The organism is Microbacterium sp. HA-8, from assembly GCF_046111165.1.
GTDB lineage: Bacteria > Actinomycetota > Actinomycetes > Actinomycetales > Microbacteriaceae > Microbacterium.
Map to the genome: position 1 here is coordinate 3,349,200 of NZ_CP162025.1, position 17,286 is coordinate 3,366,485.

Here is a 17,286-nt window from a genome sequence, read left to right on the forward strand (position 1 = left end):
GGTCAGGCACGAGCCCACCGTCGGCGAGACGTCTTGCCGGCGTCGTCGCGGACGGGCTCGTCGACGATCCGGATCGAGGCGGGCGACCGCATCCCGAGTCGCCGACGCGCCCACTCCATCAGCTCGGTCTCGCTCACCGTCGCCCCCGCGACGTCGAGCACGGCGGCGATGCGCTGCCCGAGCGCGTCATCGGGCACACCGAACGCCACCGCGCTGCGGATGTCGGGGTGCTGTTCGAGCACGCGCTCGATCTCGACGGGGTACACCTTCTCGCCGCCGCGGATGATGAGATCGTCCTCGCGGTCGATGAGGTGAAGGTGACCCTCGGCGTCGAGACGACCGATGTCGCCGAGGGTGTCCCACCCGAGCGGGTCTCGGCGAGACGCGGAGCCGATGTAGTCGTAGGCGGACGTCTCGCCGCGTCGCATCCACACGAGGCCCGCCTCACCGACCGCACGCTCCTCGCCCGCCGGCGAACGGATCTGCACCTCGGTCCCGCCGATGGGTCGCCCGACGCTCCCGGGATGCTCGAGCCATTCATCACCCCGGATCATGGTCAGCCCGTTCGACTCGGAGCCCGCGTACACCTCGACGACGCGCTCGGCGCCGACCCAGTCGAGAAAGGCGCGTTTGAGGTCGACGGCGCAGGGCGCACCCATGTGCAGGAGGGTCTCGATCGATCGGAGTCTGAGCGGGTCGCGCTCCGAGACGGGAAGCCGCAGGAGCCGGTGCATCATCGTCGGCACCACGAGAGCCCACGTCACGGCGTGCGTCTGGACCGCCTCGAGCCAGGCGCGCTCGTCGAAGCGCGGCAGGATGACCAGCCGATGCCCGGTCAGCAGGCCCCGGAACGCGTAGGTGAAGGTCGCGGAGTGCGTCATCGGGCCCGCGACCAGCTGCGTCGCACGCAGCGGCAGGAACTCGGCGACCGGCACCGTGGGATCCATCGCCGCGGGCGCGTTCGCTCGCACGACCTTCGGCCTGCCCGTCGATCCCGATGTCGTCGGGGCCTTCCACGACGTGGCGACCAGGTCGGGAAGCGCCCGATCGACGGGCGGAGCGACGAGGGAATCGATCCATGGGATCCGTGGCGAGTGCGGCCTGCGGCCGATCGCCGCCCGTGGACGTGCTACGGCCTCCACGGCCGCCCGTTCCGCATCGGTGAGGCCACGTGAGACCGGCTGGGGCGTGGCGCCCGCCCGCCAGACGGCGGCGCAGGCGATGACGAAGTCCCGGCCGTTGGGCAGCGACACCGTGACGAGGTCGTCGTGACCGACCCCGCGATCGACCAGCAGGTGGGCCAGTCGGGTCGCCGCGTCGTCGAGCTCGGCCGCGGTCAGCTCCCCGTCCTGATCGATGACGACGACCGCACCCGGCTCCGCCCGCGCACGGTCAGCGAGGATCGACGAGATCGACCTGCGCATCGCCGCTCCTCTCGCCGAGCAGCCCGCGGTAGAAGTCTTCGTGGGCTCGGGCTGCCGCCGCCCAGGTGAAGGTGCGCGCGAGGCGGCGCCCGCCGTCCGCAGCCGTTCGCCGGGCTCCGGTCACCCGATCGAGCGCGTCGGCGATCTCGGGCGCATCCGTGGCGTAGGTCACCGCCTCGCCGAAGACCTCGCGCACGACGGGAAGGTCACGGGCGACGACGGGCACGCCCGCCGCCAGCGCTTCCATCGCGGCGAGCCCGAACCCCTCCTTGGTCGAGACGAAGGCGAGAGCGCGCGCGGCGGCCACGAGCGACGGCACGTCCCCGTCCGGCAGCGTGCCGAGAATCGTGGGGACCACACCCAGCTGCTCGGCTCGCCGATCGAAGGCTTCGCGGTAGGAGCGGTAGTCGAAGAGCGTCTCGCCGCCGCCGAAGACGAGTCGAAGCTCACGCCGCCTCGCGCGCAGGATCGCGAACGCCTCGAGCAGATCGATCGATCCCTTGCGCGGCTCGATCCCGCCCAGCGCGAGCACGTAGTCTCCCAGCTCGGCGCGCCACCGTGATCGGGCCGGGCCCCCCGCGGGCCCGGCGGCCGCCTCGAAACGCTCTGCATCGACGCCGTTCGGGATCACGGTGGGCGTGTAGCCGTACTCGGTCGCGACCTCGGCGGCAACGGCGCGCGAGACGCAGATCCGGGCGACGGGGCGATGGATGGCGCGCTCGTGGCACTCGATGAGCCTGGGAGTCGTGAACGCGTCGAGGTGGTGGATGGTGCGCACGCAGGCGGTACCCGCGGCCTCCACCGCGTTCGCCGAGATGCAGTCCTGCGCGTGCACGATATCGGCGTCGGCCGAGAAACTCCGGGCCATCACGGCGATCGACCTCTCGATGCGATCGCCGACGTCCTCGCCCTCGCGCGGTTCGAACGGCACGACTCGCACCCGCACGGCGGGATCGACCGCGCGGAAGAACGCGGTGTCCTCGCCACGACCGAGCGTCCACACCTCGACGTCGTGGCCGCGGGCCGCCAGCGCCTCCGCCAGCGCGAGGGTGTGCACGACACCGCCGCGCGGCTTGGTCGAGTAGGTGATCTGGGCGATCTTCACGACGTGGTCAGCCGGTACGCATGCTCCGCGCGCTGCTCGAGGTGGTTGAGGCTGCGTCGCGCGCGGGCACGGGATGCTCTCACGTCGGCCTCCGCGATCGCGAGACCTCCCTTGGCCCAGGTCTTGGCGATGATCTCGCCGGCGGGGTCGACGACCTTCGCCTGTCCGAGGAACCGCAGCCCGCCCATGACGCCCGTCTGATTGGACGACACGAGGTAGACCTGGTTCTCGGCCGCCCGCGCGCAGTCGTAGAGATCGAACAGGTGCGCTTGCCGATCGTTGCGGATGCGGTCGGAGCGATCGGTGACGCTGGCCGGCCAGGCGCAGAGGCACGCCAGGATCTCGGCGCCGTCGAGCGCGAGCGAACGCGCCGATTCGGGGAACGTCTTGTCGAAGTCGATCAGCATGCCCAGGCGCCCGACCGGAGTGTCGAACGCCGCGAACTCGTCACCGGCTCGGTAGATGCCGGACTCGCCGAGCGGCAGGTGCACCTTGCGATGCGTACCCAGGATTCCGTCGCCGGTCACACACACCGCGGTGTTGAATCTCACCTCGGCACCGTCGACGCTCGCGCGCTCCGCCACGCCGAAGCAGACCGTCATGCCACCCGCCATCGCGATCACCGACGCGATCTCGGGACCGTCCAGGTCGACGGACCGCGGCGCACTGTCCGCGTCCTGCGATGGATGCTCGAGTTCGAGCAGATATCCGCCGATGGTTGCGTCGGGAAGGACGAGCAGATCCACGCCCTTCTCGCGCGCCTGGGTGATGATGCCCGGCAGCTTCGCGAGCGTGCGGTCGATGTCACGACCGAAATGCGCCGCGACTCCCGCCATCATCACCGTGCCCATCGCCTCAGGCTATATCTCGGCACGCGCTCGCCTCAGGCGACGACGAGACTCAGCTAAAAGGTCCGGGAAGGGCTGCGCGTGCCTCACGTAGGAATGTCCGCGTAGTTCCCTGGGGTGATGAGCAGGGAGTTGTCGATGGCGGCGCGCCGTGAGATCACGAAGAAGTTCGCCCGCGAGTATGCGAAAGCAGGCAAGGAAGAGAAGGGCCGGCTGCTGGACGAGCTTGTGCACGCGACAGGCTGGACGCGTGATCACGCGCGCCGCGCGATCCGTGCCGCGAACGCACGCAAAGGTGCCGCGCGCGATCAGCAGCGTAAGCCGCGTGAGCGGAAGTACTCCTACGATGCGCTCGTGGTGCTGCAAGAAGTCTGGCGGCTGTCCGGGCAGCCGTCGGGAAAGTACTTCGCGGCGATCATGGACGACACCCTCGAACGCCTCGTCCGCTTCCGTGAGCTCGGCAAGGTCGAGCAGCGGGTCACACCGGAGGTGCTGGACGAGTTGCGATCGATGAGCGCCGCGACGATCGACCGGTACCTGAAACCGCACAAGGACGCCGCCTACCCGGTCGCGGTCTCGGGCACGAAGCCGTCCCACATCCTGCGCTCTTCGATCCCGACGCGCACCAGCATGGACGCCCCGCTGACCGTCCCGGGGTTCCTGGAGCTGGACACCGTCGCGCACTGCGGCCACTCCCTCAAAGGCGAGTTCCTGCGCACCCTGACCGGCACCGACCCGGTCGCGGGGTGGACGATGCTGCGCACGATCCGCAACAACGCCTACGTGCACGTGCACGGCGCCCTGGAATGGATGGTGAAGAACGCGCCCGTCCCGGTCGCCGGGCTCGACTTCGACAACGGATCCGAGTTCATGAACTGGGGCGTGATCGCCTGGGCGGACAAGAAGGAGATCCCCGTCACCCGGGGGCGTCCCTACAAGCACAACGACAACGCGCACGTCGAGCAACGCAACGGCGACTGGGTCCGCAAACACGCGTTCCGCTACCGCTACGAGACCGAGGCGGAGATGACCCTGCTCAACGAGCTCTGGGATTTCGTGATGGCCCGCAAGAACCATCTGCTGCCCTGCGTGAAAGCGATCGACTGGACCCACACCGCAGCCGGCCGGAAGAAGCGCGTCTACGACAAGCCACGTACCCCCTACCAGCGGTTGCTCGACGCCGGTGTGCTCGACGAGAAGACCCGCGCCCGACTGGAGCGCGAGCATGCGAAGCTGAACCCGGCACGGATCACCCGACGGATCAACCAGATCCAGCAACAACTCATCGAACTCGCCGCCGCCCGCACCCAGGGCACCCGCCCCGCCGCCTGAGCTACGCGGACATTTCACGTGAGGCAAGCATCACTCACTCCCGGACATCTTGACGTGAGGCAAGACGGGCGACGCGGACCTGCTGATCCGCCCGGGCAGCGATCATGTTCGCGACGTGCTCGGCGTCGCGCGCGATGGCGTGGAAGCGTCCGGAGCCCCACGTGTGCATCCACGGCAGGCCGATGAAGTGGAACCCGGGCACGCTCGTCTCTCCGTAGGTGTGGGCGGGGTGCCCGGCGTGGTCGAGCACGTCGAGGTCGCCGAGCCACGACCAGTCCGCACGGAAGCCGATCGACCAGATCACCGATGCGATCTCAGCGGCCGGCAGATCGTGCGGCACACCGTGGGGGTGCCAGCGCGCGACGTAGCGGTCCTCGGGCGGCGCGTGGATGCCTTCGCGTGCGATGTAGCGATCGATGTCGTTCTTGATCGACTCGGCCACCGAGTCGGCGTAGTCGAGGTTCTCCGCGAGCGTGTCGTCGAACCGGAAGCCCCCGCCTGAGAACCCGATCGCGCGGCCGTAGAGGGCCATACCCCGGCGTGCGAACTCGCGCAGGTCGATGTCTCGGCCGCCGTCTCGGCCCGTGACGTAGTGGTTCGTGGACTCGCGCTTGGCCGGCCCGTGGGCGGCGACGGGCACGTCGTAGACACCCATCTCCGCGAGCCAGGTCATGCAGTCCTTGCCCCGGTAGAAACGGGCGACCCGCGGGGCGCGCCCGAGGGCGAGGTGCACCTCGCGACCCTCGATCAGGAGATCCTCGGCGATCTGCGTGCCCGACTGGCCGGATCCGATCACGAGCACGGGCCCCTCGGGCAGCTGTGCCGCGTTGCGGTACTCGTGCGAGTGGAGCTGGAACACCGCGTCCGGGATGTCGCCCGCCCATGCCGGGGTGACGGGAACGTGGTAGCCGCCCGTGGCGGAGATGACGGAGTCCGCGGTGATGGTGCCGGCGCTCGTGCGCACCCGGAAGCCCCTGCTCGGGCGGGTCTCGACCAGTGTGACCGATGTGCCCTCGGCGACCGGCGCGTCGAAGGTGTCGGCGTAGCGCCGCACCCAGGCGTAGACCTCGTCGCGGGTCATGAAGCCGTCGGGGTCGGCTCCGTCGTACGGATAACCCGGCAGCCGGCAGTGCCAGTTGGGGGTCACGAGCGTGAAGTTGTCCCAGCGGCCGTCGCTCCACTCGTGCACGAGCGTGTCGCGCTCGATCACCACGTGCCGGATACCCTGCTGCACGAGGTGCCAGCTGAGGGCGAGACCGGCCTGGCCACCGCCCACGATCACGGCATCGAAATGGTCGCCGTCCCGCAGCTCGACGGCAATCATGCGCCGCCGCCGTCCGCGGTCGGCTCCAGGCCGGGCTCCATCGCGACGACCTCGACGTCACCGCCTGCGTACGAGGCGGCGGCCGAAGCGATCGTCTGCTCCGAGTGCATCGCCGAAGTGCACGCGAATCCGAACTTCGCCCGCACCCGTTCGCTCGCGATGGCGAGGGCCTCGCTCGTGCGTCCGACGAAGTCCGACACCGGGTACCGCTCCCCCACGGTGAGGAAGTCGTGCATCACCAGGCTCGGCGAGTAGTGCGTGCTCTCGCGGCCGTCCGGCCAGCGCACGGCGAACGTCATCTCAGGCATGGGCGAGCTCCGTCCACCGGGTCGCGCTGGCGCTCCCCGTCTCGGCGACCGGGCCGTAGACATCCGGTCGTCGATCCCGCAGGTGGAACATGCCACCGCGCATCGCCCGGAACGTCTCGTCGATGTCGATCTCGGCCACGGCGAGACCGGCTCCCAGCAGCGTCGTCGCGAGGATGTTGCCGCCCGGATCGACGACCTTGGCGTTGCCGACGTACCGCAGCGACCCGAACGTGCCCGACTGGTTCGACGCCATCCAGAAGACCTGGTTGTCGAGCGCCCGCGCGATGTCGAACTGGTTGAACCGGTACGTCCAGCGGTCGTCCTGCAGGTTCTCGGCCGTCGCCGTGCGCGCCGCCGGCCAGGCCGACATGCTCACGACGATCTCGGCACCGTCGAGCGCGAGCATCCGTGCCGCCTCGGGGAAGGCCTTGTCGTAGCAGATCTGCATCCCGATGCGCGCGAGCGGGGTGTCGAACGCCGTGTATTCGGACCCCGCCGAGTACGACATGTTCTCACCGAGCGGCTGATGCACCTTGCGATACGACCCGTAGATCTGCCCGCCGTCGAGGCACGCGGCCGCGTTGTAGCGCGTCACCCCGTCGTCGTCGAGCTCGCAGAACCCGATCGTGAGGATCGTGTCGCCCGCGAGCTCCTGGACGCGGGCGATCTCGGGTCCGTCCAGCCGGATGGCCGGCGGGAGCGAGCGTTTCGTGTTCTGCACGGTGTCGCCGTGGTTGCCGAGCGACGAGAGATACCCCCCGATCGCCGCCTCGGGGAATGCGACGATCCGCGCCCCCCGAGCACGCGCGTCCTGGAGCAGCTGCTCAATGAGCGCGTAGTTCTGGTCCAGGTCCCGCGTGAAGTTCGCCGAGACCGACGCGACGGTGAGTGTCATGGCCGGGCCTAGAGGTTGTAGGTGGAGTTGATGATCGCGCCCTTGCGCGCGTAGTAGATGAGGGCGTCCTGGACATCGAGCGGGTGCGCCGGGATGACGCCCTCGATGAGGTCCTCTTCGCGCATGCCGTGCAGGGCCATGCCGAAGCGGCAGCAGTAGACCGTGCCGCCCTCCTTGATGAAGGTCTCGAGCGAGCCATTCATGTTGAGTTCACCCGGGAATCCGGCATCCCCGGTGGTCGGGAATCCGCGGTTCGCCGTGCAGGCGAGCGTGCCCGGGCCGTAGAAGTAGATCGCCGACTCGAACCCCTTGCGGAGGGCGCGGGTCGCCTGCAGGATCGCGACGAAGCTGACCGAGGACTCGTGCGGGATGCCGTGGATCAGCGTGAAGTAGGTCTCGCCGTCCTCGGCCTGGAAGTCGGGGAAGATCTTGGTCGATCCATAGATGTTCGTGCCCTTGGGCAGCGAGGGGTGCGGGATCTCGCCGAGCGACTTGGCGATGTTCTCGGCGATCTGGGCGTCGATGTCTTCAGGCATTGGTCATCTCTTTCGTGGGGTGGTGCACGGGATGGAGCTGAAGGGAGAGTGTGTCCACACTCCCAAGCGGGTGTTTCTGTTTGGTTTCATCCGGAATGAGGTCGTGTTACGAACTCGCAGATCCGAGCCCCGTCGCCGCACTTTCGCACGCCACCGTCTCGACGCCGTCGGGCCAGCGCAGCCGGACGTCGTCTCCGGCATCCAGCGTTCCGATGACGGCGGTCTCGGCGATGCGGGATGCCGCGCGCGAGCGTCCCGGGCGGTCGGCCGTGAGCATCCCGAATCCCGGAAAGCACGTGAGCCAGTCTCCGAACGAGACGTCGTCGGGTGACGGGATCGCGGCGACGTCGAGGGTGAGCCCCGTGCCGGATGCCTCCGCGAGCATCGCCGCGCTGCCGACGATGCCACCCATGCTGACGTCCTTCGCCGCGGCGGGGCGGGCTCTCCGCACGACGGCGCCGAGCTCGCGCAACTCGGAACCGGTCCGAGCCGATGTCGTGTCCCACTGCCGGCCCTCGAACCCGCGCCGCCACCGACCACGGAGGTCGACGGTGAGGCTGAGGTCGTCGCCCACGCGTCCACCGCCGCCGGGCACCGGCCGCTTCGTCCGACCGAGCGCGGTCACCGACAGCGACGGCGCGACCCCCAGCTGGGTGTGACCTCCGAGGATCGGCAGGCCCCAGGCATCCGCCCCACTTCGCAGACCCCCGAGGATGCGCCGCGCGAACGAGGCGGTGGGGGCGGCGACGGAGTCGAGCAGTCCGATCGGCTTCGCACCCATCGCCGACAGATCGTTCACGTTGACCAGAACCGCACACCATCCGGCCCACTCGGGGTCGCGCTCGAGGATCGCCGGCAGGATCGCGTCGCACGCGGCGATGACGTCCGTGCCCGGAAGCGGCGCCCCGTCGTCGCCGACGAAGCCGCTGCCGCCGAGGGCTTTCGGGTCGTCGCCGCGCAGCCCGCCGAGCACGTCGCCGAGCGGGGCCTTCGTGGCCTGAAGCAGTCGCTGGATGCGGTCGATGGGCCAGCGCATGCGCACGTGCGGCGCACCGCCGAGGGATGTTCGCCCCCACGCTGTCCAGCCGAGGTGGCGGAACAGTGGTTCGTTGCGATCCTGCACGGTCGCCTCGAAGCGGAGCACGCCGCGGGCGAGCGCGGTCGCGCACGCTTCCCGCACGAGGGCCGATCCGATGCCGCCCGCGCCGCGGGCATCGCGACGCACGACGAGGCGGCTGCCGGTCCACCACCCGATGTCGCGTCCTTCGAGGGCCGGGGCCAGCCGCACGCCGCCGAGTACCACCTCCTCGGGGTCGACGCAGACGAGCACGATCGTGCGGGGATCGTCGTCGATGCGATCGAAATCGTCGGCATCGAAGATGCCCTGCTCGGCGACGAAGACCTCGCGACGGATCGCGCGATAGTCCTCGATCTGGCGGCCGGTCGCCCTCTCGATGCGCCACGCGGTCCGATTCGGGCGTGCACGGTGGGCGACGCCGGCGAGCAGCGGCACGTCGAGCACGTCAGGCTCCTGCCGTCTTGAGCACGCTGCAGGCCCCGCACGCCACACAGCCGGCGCGCTGGTCCTCGCCGCGCATGCCCGCCGCCTTGAGCAGATCAGCGACACGACTCGTCACCGAGTCGAGCAGCGATCGATGCGGGGCGGGCACCTTGTCGACGTCGGTGGCGAGCGTGCCCTTGAGCGGGCGGAACGGGACGACGAAGGGGTAGACACCCATCTCGATCAGTTCGCGCGCACCTTCGACGAGCTCGTCGGCGTCCTCCCCCATGCCCACGAGCAGGTAGGTCGAGACCTGATTGAAGCCGAACACCCGCACCGCCTCACGCCAGGCTGCGCGGTACTCGTCCATGCTCACGCGGGATTTGCCCGGCATCCACCGTCGCCGGACCTCGTCGTCCATCGACTCGACGTGGATGCCGATGGAGCGCGCGCCGGCGTCGTAGAGGTCGGTGATGGCGCGCAGATCGGCGGGCGGCTCGCACTGCACCTGGATCTGGAGGTCGGGCACCGCCTCCTTGACGGCGCGTACGCAGCGGGCGAGGTGCTTGGCTCCGCGGTCCCAGCCGTTGGAGGTGCCCGTCGTCATCACCATGCTCGTGATGCCATCCAGCCGCACGGCCGCCTCGGCGACCTCGGCGAGCATCGCCGGGGTCTTCACCGCGATCGTGAGCCCGGCATCCAGCGACGCCTCGATCGCGCAGAACCGACAGCGCTCGCTCTCGTCGTAGCGCACGCAGGTCTGCACGACGGTGGTCGCGAGCACGTTGCGTCCGTGGAGCTTGGCGATCTTCTCGTAGTTGACGCCCTCGGCGGTCTCGAGGTCGTAGAAGCGGGGACGCACCACAGGCTGCACATCGAAGCCGAGGTCGGCGCCCTCGAACGTGAGCCTGCCGCTGGCGTTGACCACGTAGGGGCTCGACGGGTTGAGCGGGATCGCCGCACCCTCGCCGTTTATGATGAAATGCCCGTCGTCGCTGGGGCCCGCACCGCCCGTCCGGCGCACCGGCGCATCGCTTCGGATGCCGAGCAGGGCGATGTTCACTCGGGTCGACACGTGGGCGGCGGTGTCGGTCGGAGCTGCCGATGCGGGAGTCATATCTCCAGTAGACGGATTCCGCGTTTCGGTGTGGCTACGAACGGATAGCGCTCGTGTTTCGGACCGAGAAGATTGCGTTTCGCAGCGCGTTCACGCGCCCTGAGCCCGTCGCACCCGTCGCAGGGGTGATCCGCGTACGGGTCGCCATCGTCGGTGGGGATCCCACCAGGCGGGTCCGCGGACCTCGGGGACGCCGTGGCGCATGCGGACCGACCACCCCGAGGTGCCCAGGGTGCGGTGGTGGAACCAGCACAGCAGCAGACCGTTGTCGCAGTGGGTGGGTCCACCGCGGGAGTGCTCCTGATCGTGATGCACCTCGCACCACGCCGCCCGCACCCCGCACCCGGGGATCACGCATCCCCCGTCGCGCAACGCGATCGCCTTGCGCTGCACCGCGGTGAACACGCGGTCCCGCACCCCGAGCGACACGATCCGTCCTGCACCGTCGAAACCGACCCGCTGGATCGTGCCGCAACACGCGATCTGCGCCGCCACCCCCGTGCTCACCGGCTGGTCGGAGCCCTCGACCTGCGCCCACCCCGACCCGGACACCAGGTCGTCCTCTCGCGCGTACACCACGAGCGTCGGCGCGGCCCCGCCGATCGTGGCCAACTCCCCCGCCCGTGCCGCCGCCCCCAGCGCCGTCGCGAACGCGTCATGCTGCTTCTGCAGCCGCGTGCGCCCATCCACGGGCACACCGTCACCGGATGAGCCGGGTGCGGCGTCCTCACGGAAGGTCGGACCACCCGCATTCGACCCGGGATGCTCGGGCCCGGTCACCCTCGGACTCATCAACGCATCGAAGATCGTCTGCAGCTGCGCCGCGACCTCCGGCAGCAGCATGCCCGATAACGGCACCAACCCCCGCCGCGGCACCCCCAACGCCAGCCCTCGGCCTCGCAACGCCCCAGCCTCGACCGGCTCAGCGCCGTCAGCGTCGATCGCACTCGCCCACAGGTGCGCCATCGCCCGCAGATCCGCCACCGACGGCGCAGGCCCCCGAACACCGGCATCGACATCGACATCGACATCGACATCGCGATCGCGGAGCCCCCTCGCCGCGTCGGCGAGGAACGCGTCCGCCGCCAGCACATCGTCACGCGCCGCCCGCGCGGCGGCGTCCGTCAGCGGCCCGGCGATCGCGTTCACCGCCTCGACCCCGACCTCGCCCGCCACCAGGGCATCACGAAGCGCAGGCAGGGTGGGCTCCAGCCACTCCCCTGACGCCAGGGCCCGATCGCGGTGCACCACCCGACCCGCGCGAATCATGCCCGACGCCGCGTGCGGCGACACCCGCGTGACACGCTGCACGAGTTCCGACACCGACCGGCACCCCGCCCGCGCCGAAAGCCGATCACTCCGGGCGCCCTGCGACCGCGCCTCGACGACCCCCACGGCCTCGACCAGCGCGCCCTCCACTCGCCGCGCGATCGCCGCCAGGGCACCCATCACCGCGAGCAGATCATCATCGCCCAGCGTCTCGAACGCCCCACCCGCCAGCGCGGGCTCAACCACCCCGCGCACGCTGTCGCCGACCTCGGCGAGAGCGGTGACCAGCAGGTTCATGACCCCCATTCAACAGGGGGCCACCGACATTCGATCGCCGAAAAAGCGCGGATCAAGGCATCAAAAGATGAGAGGTTGATAACGGTTCAGCGCGTCCTTTCGAGACGCCGCTCCGCGGCTCCTCAGGGACCGCACGACGGCCTCACGCCTCGCGCGTGATGGTCACCCGGACGAAGAGCTGGCTCTTGAACGGCCCCGCGTAGACGCCCCGCAGCGGCGGAACGTCGTTGTAGTCGCGGCCACGGCCCACGAGCACGTGACGGTCGCCGATCTCGATGTTGTTCGTGGGGTCGAAGCCCTGCCATTCGCCGGCGAACCACTCGACCCACGCGTGCGACTCTCCGCTGACGGCGACGCCGACCTCGGCGTTCGCCCGCGGGTGCAGGTAGCCCGAGACGTAGCGCGCCGGGATGCCGACGGCCCGCAGCGCGCCGAGAGCGATATGCGCCATGTCCTGGCACACGCCCTTGCGTGCCTCCCATGCCTCCATGGCGGTCGAGTGCACGCCGGTGATGCCGTGCATGTACTCGACGGCGTCGCCGATCGCGGCGACGATGTCGTGCGCCGCGCGACCCGGATCATCGTGCCGGCCCGCGATGGAGCGTGCGATCTCGACGACATCGTCGTGCGGCTTCGTGCGCTGGGTCTGCACGAGCTGCTCGACGGTGTCGATCGAGCGCCCCGCCTCGGCGGCGAGCTTGTCCCACGTGATACCGGTGTGCTCGAGCGGGCGCGGCCGCACCTCGACGAGCGACTTCGCGGTGAGGTTGAGGTCGGCGTGGGGCGAGAGCACGTCGAACGCGCTCACCCGGGTGCCGAAGTAGTCGACATAGTTGTTCACCGACGTCGAGGGGTCGATCTCGAGGGACGAACTCAGCACGAACTGACTGTCGGTCGTGCCCGGCAGCATCCTCGCCTCGTTGTATGACGCCGTGACGTCGCCGTGATAGCTGAAACCGGTCGCGTGCTCGATGCGGAGTCTTTTCATGAGATCTCCCCGATCCAGCTCGGCTCGGCCTGCGTCGGGAAGAACCGCTGCCGGATCGCCTCGGACGCTTCGCGGGTGACGGTCTCGACGCGCAGCATGTGGGTGGGAAGCTCGGCGAGGATCTCGCTGATCGGCCGGTATTCGAGATCGTTGCGGATACGCCCGAGCGCCCGCAGCACCTGGTTGGAGTGGCCCACCCGATCCTCGCGCGGATCGATCGCGCTCATGCACTCCTCGGCCCGCTGGATCGAGTAGATGATCGAGCGGGGGAACAATCGGTCGAGCAACAGGAACTCGGCCGCGTTGCGCGCACTCGGCATCCCCCGGTACGTGCGCAGGTACGCCTCGTAGGCGCCGCAGGAGCGGAGGATCGTCGTCCACGACGGGCCGGATGCCTCGGTCAGCGACCGCGTGGCGAGCAGTCGTGCCGTCATGTCGGCGCGTTCGATGCTGCGACCGAGCGTGAAGAACTGCCAGGCTTCGTCGCGGCTGGTCGAAGAGTCCACGACGCCGACGGCGAGCGCTGCGCGCTCACGAACCCACTGGAAGAACTCGTGCACTTTGTCTGTCTGCAGCCGGCGGGGCATGCGTGCATTGGTCGTGTTGAGGCACTCCCACAGCTCTGTGGAGACGATCTCGCGGGCGCGGCGCGCGTTCTCGCGGGCGGCGTTGAGCGAGTAGACGATGCTCGCGGGGTTCATGCGGTCTGTGGCCAGCCGCGACAGAACGTCCTCGCGGCTGACCCGCTCAACCGTCTTGACCGGGGCCGACCCCATCACCGACAGCAGCGACCGGCAGGCGATGTCCTCGTCGATCCACGGATCTTCGAGCAGAAGCTGCAGATGCACGTCCAGGATGCGCGCCGTGCCGTCGCTGCGCTCGATGTAGCGTCCGATCCAGAACAGCGATTCGGCGATGCGGCTCAGCATCCTGCACCACCATCGGCGACGGCCTGCTGCTGCTGCTCCTGCTGTTCGACGCGCGAGCGCGGACGATCGTGGGGCGAGTGGTCGACCTCGGGCTGCGCCGCGTCGTGCTCGGCCTCGAGGGCGGCAGCGGTGATGATCGGGATCGCCGCGGTGACGGTCGAGGCCTGGTCGGCGACGAGGCCGGCCAGGCCGTGCCCCTGTCCGTACTCGACGTGCGCGGGCGCCGAGCCGCCGACGACCCAGGTGTCCTTCGATCCGCCGCCCTGACTGGAGTTGACCACGAGCTGCCCCTCGGGCAGCGCAACGCGCGTGAGACCGCCCGGCAGAACCCAGATGTCGTCGCCGTCGTTGACGGCGAACGGACGCAGGTCGGCGTGGCGCGGCCGCATGCCGTCCTCCACCAGCGTGGGGATGGTCGAGAGCATGACCACCGGCTGGGCGATCCATCCGCGCGGGTCGGCGAGAAGCCGTTTGCGGAGGGTGTCGAGCTCGGCGCGCGAGGCATCGGGCCCGACGACGAGGCCCTTGCCGCCCGAGCCGTCGACGGGCTTCACGACGAGCTCGTCGAGGCGGTCGAGCACCTCTTCGAGCGCCTCGGGCTCCTCGAGCCGCCACGTGTCGACGATCGGCAGGATCGGTTCCTCCGACAGGTAGTAGCGGATGAGGTCGGGCGTGTAGGTGTAGAGCAGCTTGTCGTCGGCGACGCCGTTGCCCACGGCGTTCGCGATCGTGACGTTGCCCAGGCGCGCGGCGAGCATGAGCCCGGGCGCCCCGAGCATCGAGTCGGCTCGGAACTGCAGCGGATCGAGGAAGTCATCGTCGACGCGGCGGTAGATGACGTCGACGCGCTTGGGTCCACGCGTCGTGCGCATGAACACCTTGCCGCCCGCGCAGAGCAGGTCGCGGCCCTCGACGAGCTCGACGCCCATCAGCCGGGCGAGCAGGGTGTGCTCGAAGTACGCCGAGTTGTAGACGCCGGGGGTCAGCACCACCACGTTGGGCTCGTCGATGCCGGGCGGGGCCGACGCCCGCAGGGCCGCGAGCAGCTTGTTGGGGTAGTCGCCGACCGGACGCACCCGCATCGAGACGAACAGCTCGGGCAGCGTCTGCGCCATCACGCGGCGGTTGGAGATGACGTAGCTGACCCCGCTCGGTACCCGCACGTTGTCTTCGAGCACGCGCATCTTGCCGTGCTCGTCCCGGATCAGGTCGATGCCCGAGACCTGGATGCGCACGCCGTTGGCGGAGTGGATGCCGTAGGCCTGTCGATAGAAGTACTGGGACGACGCGATCAGCTGCGCCGGGATCACTCCGTCGCGCACGCAGTTCTGCCGCCCGTACGCGTCATCGAGGAAGGCCTCGAGCGCGCGCACGCGCTGCTTGATGCCCGCCTCGACCTCGGACCACTCGTCGAAGTCGATGATGCGGGGCACGGCATCCAGCGGGAACGGCCGTTCCTCACCCGCGAAGTCGAACGTCACGCCCTGGGCGAGGTACGAACTGGCGAGAGAGTCGGTGCGACCCCGCAGCTCCTCCTGCGTCATGCGGGCGAGCGCCTGGTAGAGCTCGCGATACGCATCGCGGGACTCGGCGAGCGCACCCGGATGCGCGGGCGAGCCGAACATCTCATCGAACGCCGGAGCGCCGTGGACGCTCTTGCGCGGCGCGAGCGTCGAGCCGTAGCCGTCGAAGAGGTCACCCATGGGTCGAGCCTAGTCCGGGGCGTGTTGCCTGAATGTTTCTTACGGGCCGGTGACGGATGCCGCCACCCGGCCCCGGCGCGGCGGCATCGACGTAGGCTCGGGCGCATGACGAGCGCCCCCACCCTTCCGCGGGCATCGACGACGGCGACATCGCGGCGTCGGAGCCTGCGCGCGGCCGGGGCGGGCGTGGCGGCCGTCGTGCTGGGTGCGGGGCTCGGCGAGCTGACCGCCGCCCTCGTCGCCTCCGAATCCAGCCCGTTCGCGGCCATCGGCGCGTTGATGATCGACGTCGCCCCCTCGTGGGCCAAGGACCTCGCGATCGCGCTCTTCGGCACCGCCGACAAGATCGCCCTGCTGGTGGGCATCGCGATCGTGCTGCTCGTCGCCGCCGCGGGAGCGGGTGTGCTCGAACGATTCCGACCACCGTGGGGCAGGGTCGCCGTGGCCGGAATCGCGGTCTTCGGCGTGATCGCGGCGATGACGCGGGCGAACGCCCCCGCGATGGCCTGGGTTCCCTCGGCGGTGGCGGGAGCAGCATCCGCCCTCGCTCTGGGCATGCTCGTGCGACTCGCGGTGCGGGTGCGCGACTCCCGTGACGCTCCCGACCCGCGCGACGCTCCCGACGCGGGACGGGATGCCGAGGGCTACGCGTCGCGACGCGGCTTCCTGCTCTGGACCCTCGGCACCGCCGCGGCGGGTGCGCTGGCAGCGGCCGGGTCGAGCGCGATCCGGGCGGGGCGGCGCGCGGCCGATGCGGTGCGCGAGGCGATCCGGCTGCCCGCCGCCGCGACGGCCGCTGCGCCGATTCCGGCGGGCGCCGAGCTGGGCATCGAGGGGCTCGCGCCCGTCATCACGCCGAACGAGATCTTCTACCGCATCGACACCGCGCTCATCGTGCCGCAGGTGACCACCGCGGAGTGGGCGCTGCGCATCCACGGCCTCGTCGAGAACGAGGTGAGCATCACGTGGGACGACCTGCTCGCCCTTCCCCTCGAAGAGAGCGTCACGACGCTGACCTGCGTCTCGAACGAGGTGGGCGGCGACCTCATCGGCAACGCGCTATGGCTCGGATACCCGATCCGGGAGCTGCTCGCGCGTGCCGTTCCCCTGCCCGAGGCCGACATGGTGCTCTCGCGCTCGATCGACGGCTTCACGGCATCCACCCCGATCGAGGCCCTCACCGACGATCGCAACGCGATCCTCGCCGTCGGCATGAACGGCGAGCCCCTGCCCGCCGAGCACGGCTTTCCCGTGCGCATGGTCGTCCCGGGCCTGTACGGGTACGTGTCCGCCACCAAGTGGGTGGTCGACCTCGAAGTCACGCGCTTCGACGCCGCGCGGGCGTACTGGACCGATCGCGGCTGGTCGGAGCGGGGGCCCATCAAGCTGCAGTCCCGCATCGACGTGCCGCGGGGCGGGGTGGATGCCGGGGCCACCGTCATCGCGGGTGTCGCCTGGCAGCAGCACGTCGGGGTGTCGGGTGTCGAGGTGCAGATCGATGACGGCGCCTGGCAGCCGGCCACGCTCGCGAGCGCCATCTCGGACGACACCTGGGTGCAGTGGAGCGTGCCGTGGGAGGCCGAGTCCGGCGACCACACCATCCGCTGCCGCGCGACGAACGCCGATGGCGAGACGCAGACCGAGGCCCGCGTGGGCGTGATCCCCGACGGAGCGACCGGCTGGCACGAGATCCGCGTGTCGGTGCGCTGA

Annotated in this window: 15 protein-coding genes; 2 read left to right on the top strand and 13 right to left on the bottom strand. The window is 70.0% G+C overall.

Annotation, left to right across the window (positions count from 1 at the left end):
• Window positions 1-2: 2 nt before the first annotated feature.
• From AB2L57_RS16010 to AB2L57_RS16020, 3 genes are read right to left on the bottom strand one after another with little or no spacing between them, the layout of a single operon-like run.
• Window positions 3-1,424, bottom strand: coding sequence for an AMP-binding protein (locus tag AB2L57_RS16010; protein ID WP_409047546.1), 1,422 nt, complete (start codon window positions 1,422-1,424; stop codon window positions 3-5).
• Window positions 1,393-2,529 carry an MSMEG_0565 family glycosyltransferase gene (locus AB2L57_RS16015; protein WP_409047547.1) on the bottom strand — a complete coding sequence of 379 codons (1,137 nt, stop codon included), beginning with the start codon at window positions 2,527-2,529 and terminating at the stop codon, window positions 1,393-1,395. Before AB2L57_RS16015 ends, AB2L57_RS16010 begins: the two co-directional genes overlap by 32 nt.
• Window positions 2,526-3,380, bottom strand: coding sequence for a carbon-nitrogen hydrolase family protein (locus AB2L57_RS16020; protein WP_409047548.1), 855 nt, complete (start codon window positions 3,378-3,380; stop codon window positions 2,526-2,528). The genes AB2L57_RS16015 and AB2L57_RS16020 overlap by 4 nt, the downstream gene beginning before the upstream one ends.
• A 117-nt stretch (window positions 3,381-3,497) precedes the next feature.
• On the opposite strand from AB2L57_RS16020, the gene AB2L57_RS16025 reads away from it, so the two are divergent.
• On the top strand, window positions 3,498-4,709 hold the full coding sequence (locus AB2L57_RS16025) for an integrase (RefSeq protein WP_409046856.1): 1,212 nt from the start codon (window positions 3,498-3,500) through the stop codon (window positions 4,707-4,709).
• Window positions 4,710-4,743: 34 nt separating this feature from the next.
• Here the strand turns inward: AB2L57_RS16025 and AB2L57_RS16030 are convergent, their stop codons facing one another.
• The 10 genes from AB2L57_RS16030 to AB2L57_RS16075 all read right to left on the bottom strand — a co-directional run bounded on the left by AB2L57_RS16030 (window position 4,744) and on the right by AB2L57_RS16075 (window position 15,576).
• Complete coding sequence (locus AB2L57_RS16030; RefSeq protein ID WP_409047549.1) at window positions 4,744-6,033, bottom strand: MSMEG_0569 family flavin-dependent oxidoreductase; 1,290 nt, start codon at window positions 6,031-6,033, stop codon at window positions 4,744-4,746.
• A complete protein-coding gene (locus tag AB2L57_RS16035; protein WP_409047550.1) occupies window positions 6,030-6,341 on the bottom strand; it encodes an MSMEG_0570 family nitrogen starvation response protein in 312 nt (103 codons plus the stop codon). The genes AB2L57_RS16030 and AB2L57_RS16035 overlap by 4 nt, the downstream gene beginning before the upstream one ends.
• Window positions 6,334-7,236 carry a carbon-nitrogen hydrolase family protein gene (locus AB2L57_RS16040; protein WP_409047551.1) on the bottom strand — a complete coding sequence of 301 codons (903 nt, stop codon included), beginning with the start codon at window positions 7,234-7,236 and terminating at the stop codon, window positions 6,334-6,336. The genes AB2L57_RS16035 and AB2L57_RS16040 overlap by 8 nt, the downstream gene beginning before the upstream one ends.
• An 8-nt stretch (window positions 7,237-7,244) precedes the next feature.
• Entirely contained in the window at window positions 7,245-7,772 is a 528-nt protein-coding gene (locus tag AB2L57_RS16045; RefSeq protein ID WP_396642376.1) for an MSMEG_0572/Sll0783 family nitrogen starvation response protein, read from the bottom strand.
• A 106-nt stretch (window positions 7,773-7,878) separates the two neighbouring features.
• The gene (locus AB2L57_RS16050) at window positions 7,879-9,294 is read right to left on the bottom strand and encodes an MSMEG_0567/sll0787 family protein (protein WP_409047552.1); all 1,416 of its coding nucleotides are present in this window, start codon (window positions 9,292-9,294) and stop codon (window positions 7,879-7,881) included.
• Between the two features lies 1 nt (window position 9,295).
• The gene (locus AB2L57_RS16055) at window positions 9,296-10,390 is read right to left on the bottom strand and encodes an MSMEG_0568 family radical SAM protein (protein ID WP_409047553.1); all 1,095 of its coding nucleotides are present in this window, start codon (window positions 10,388-10,390) and stop codon (window positions 9,296-9,298) included.
• A gap of 90 nt (window positions 10,391-10,480) precedes the next feature.
• Complete coding sequence (locus tag AB2L57_RS16060; protein WP_409047554.1) at window positions 10,481-11,956, bottom strand: DUF222 domain-containing protein; 1,476 nt, start codon at window positions 11,954-11,956, stop codon at window positions 10,481-10,483.
• Window positions 11,957-12,098: 142 nt separating this feature from the next.
• Window positions 12,099-12,944 (bottom strand): transglutaminase family protein, encoded by an 846-nt coding sequence (locus tag AB2L57_RS16065; protein WP_292809900.1) that lies wholly within the window; start codon window positions 12,942-12,944, stop codon window positions 12,099-12,101.
• A complete protein-coding gene (locus AB2L57_RS16070) occupies window positions 12,941-13,873 on the bottom strand; it encodes an alpha-E domain-containing protein (protein ID WP_292809898.1) in 933 nt (310 codons plus the stop codon). The genes AB2L57_RS16065 and AB2L57_RS16070 overlap by 4 nt, the downstream gene beginning before the upstream one ends.
• Complete coding sequence (locus AB2L57_RS16075; protein ID WP_292809896.1) at window positions 13,867-15,576, bottom strand: circularly permuted type 2 ATP-grasp protein; 1,710 nt, start codon at window positions 15,574-15,576, stop codon at window positions 13,867-13,869. Before AB2L57_RS16075 ends, AB2L57_RS16070 begins: the two co-directional genes overlap by 7 nt.
• Window positions 15,577-15,681: 105 nt before the next feature.
• On the opposite strand from AB2L57_RS16075, the gene AB2L57_RS16080 reads away from it, so the two are divergent.
• Window positions 15,682-17,286, top strand: coding sequence for a molybdopterin-dependent oxidoreductase (locus AB2L57_RS16080; protein ID WP_292809894.1), 1,605 nt, complete (start codon window positions 15,682-15,684; stop codon window positions 17,284-17,286).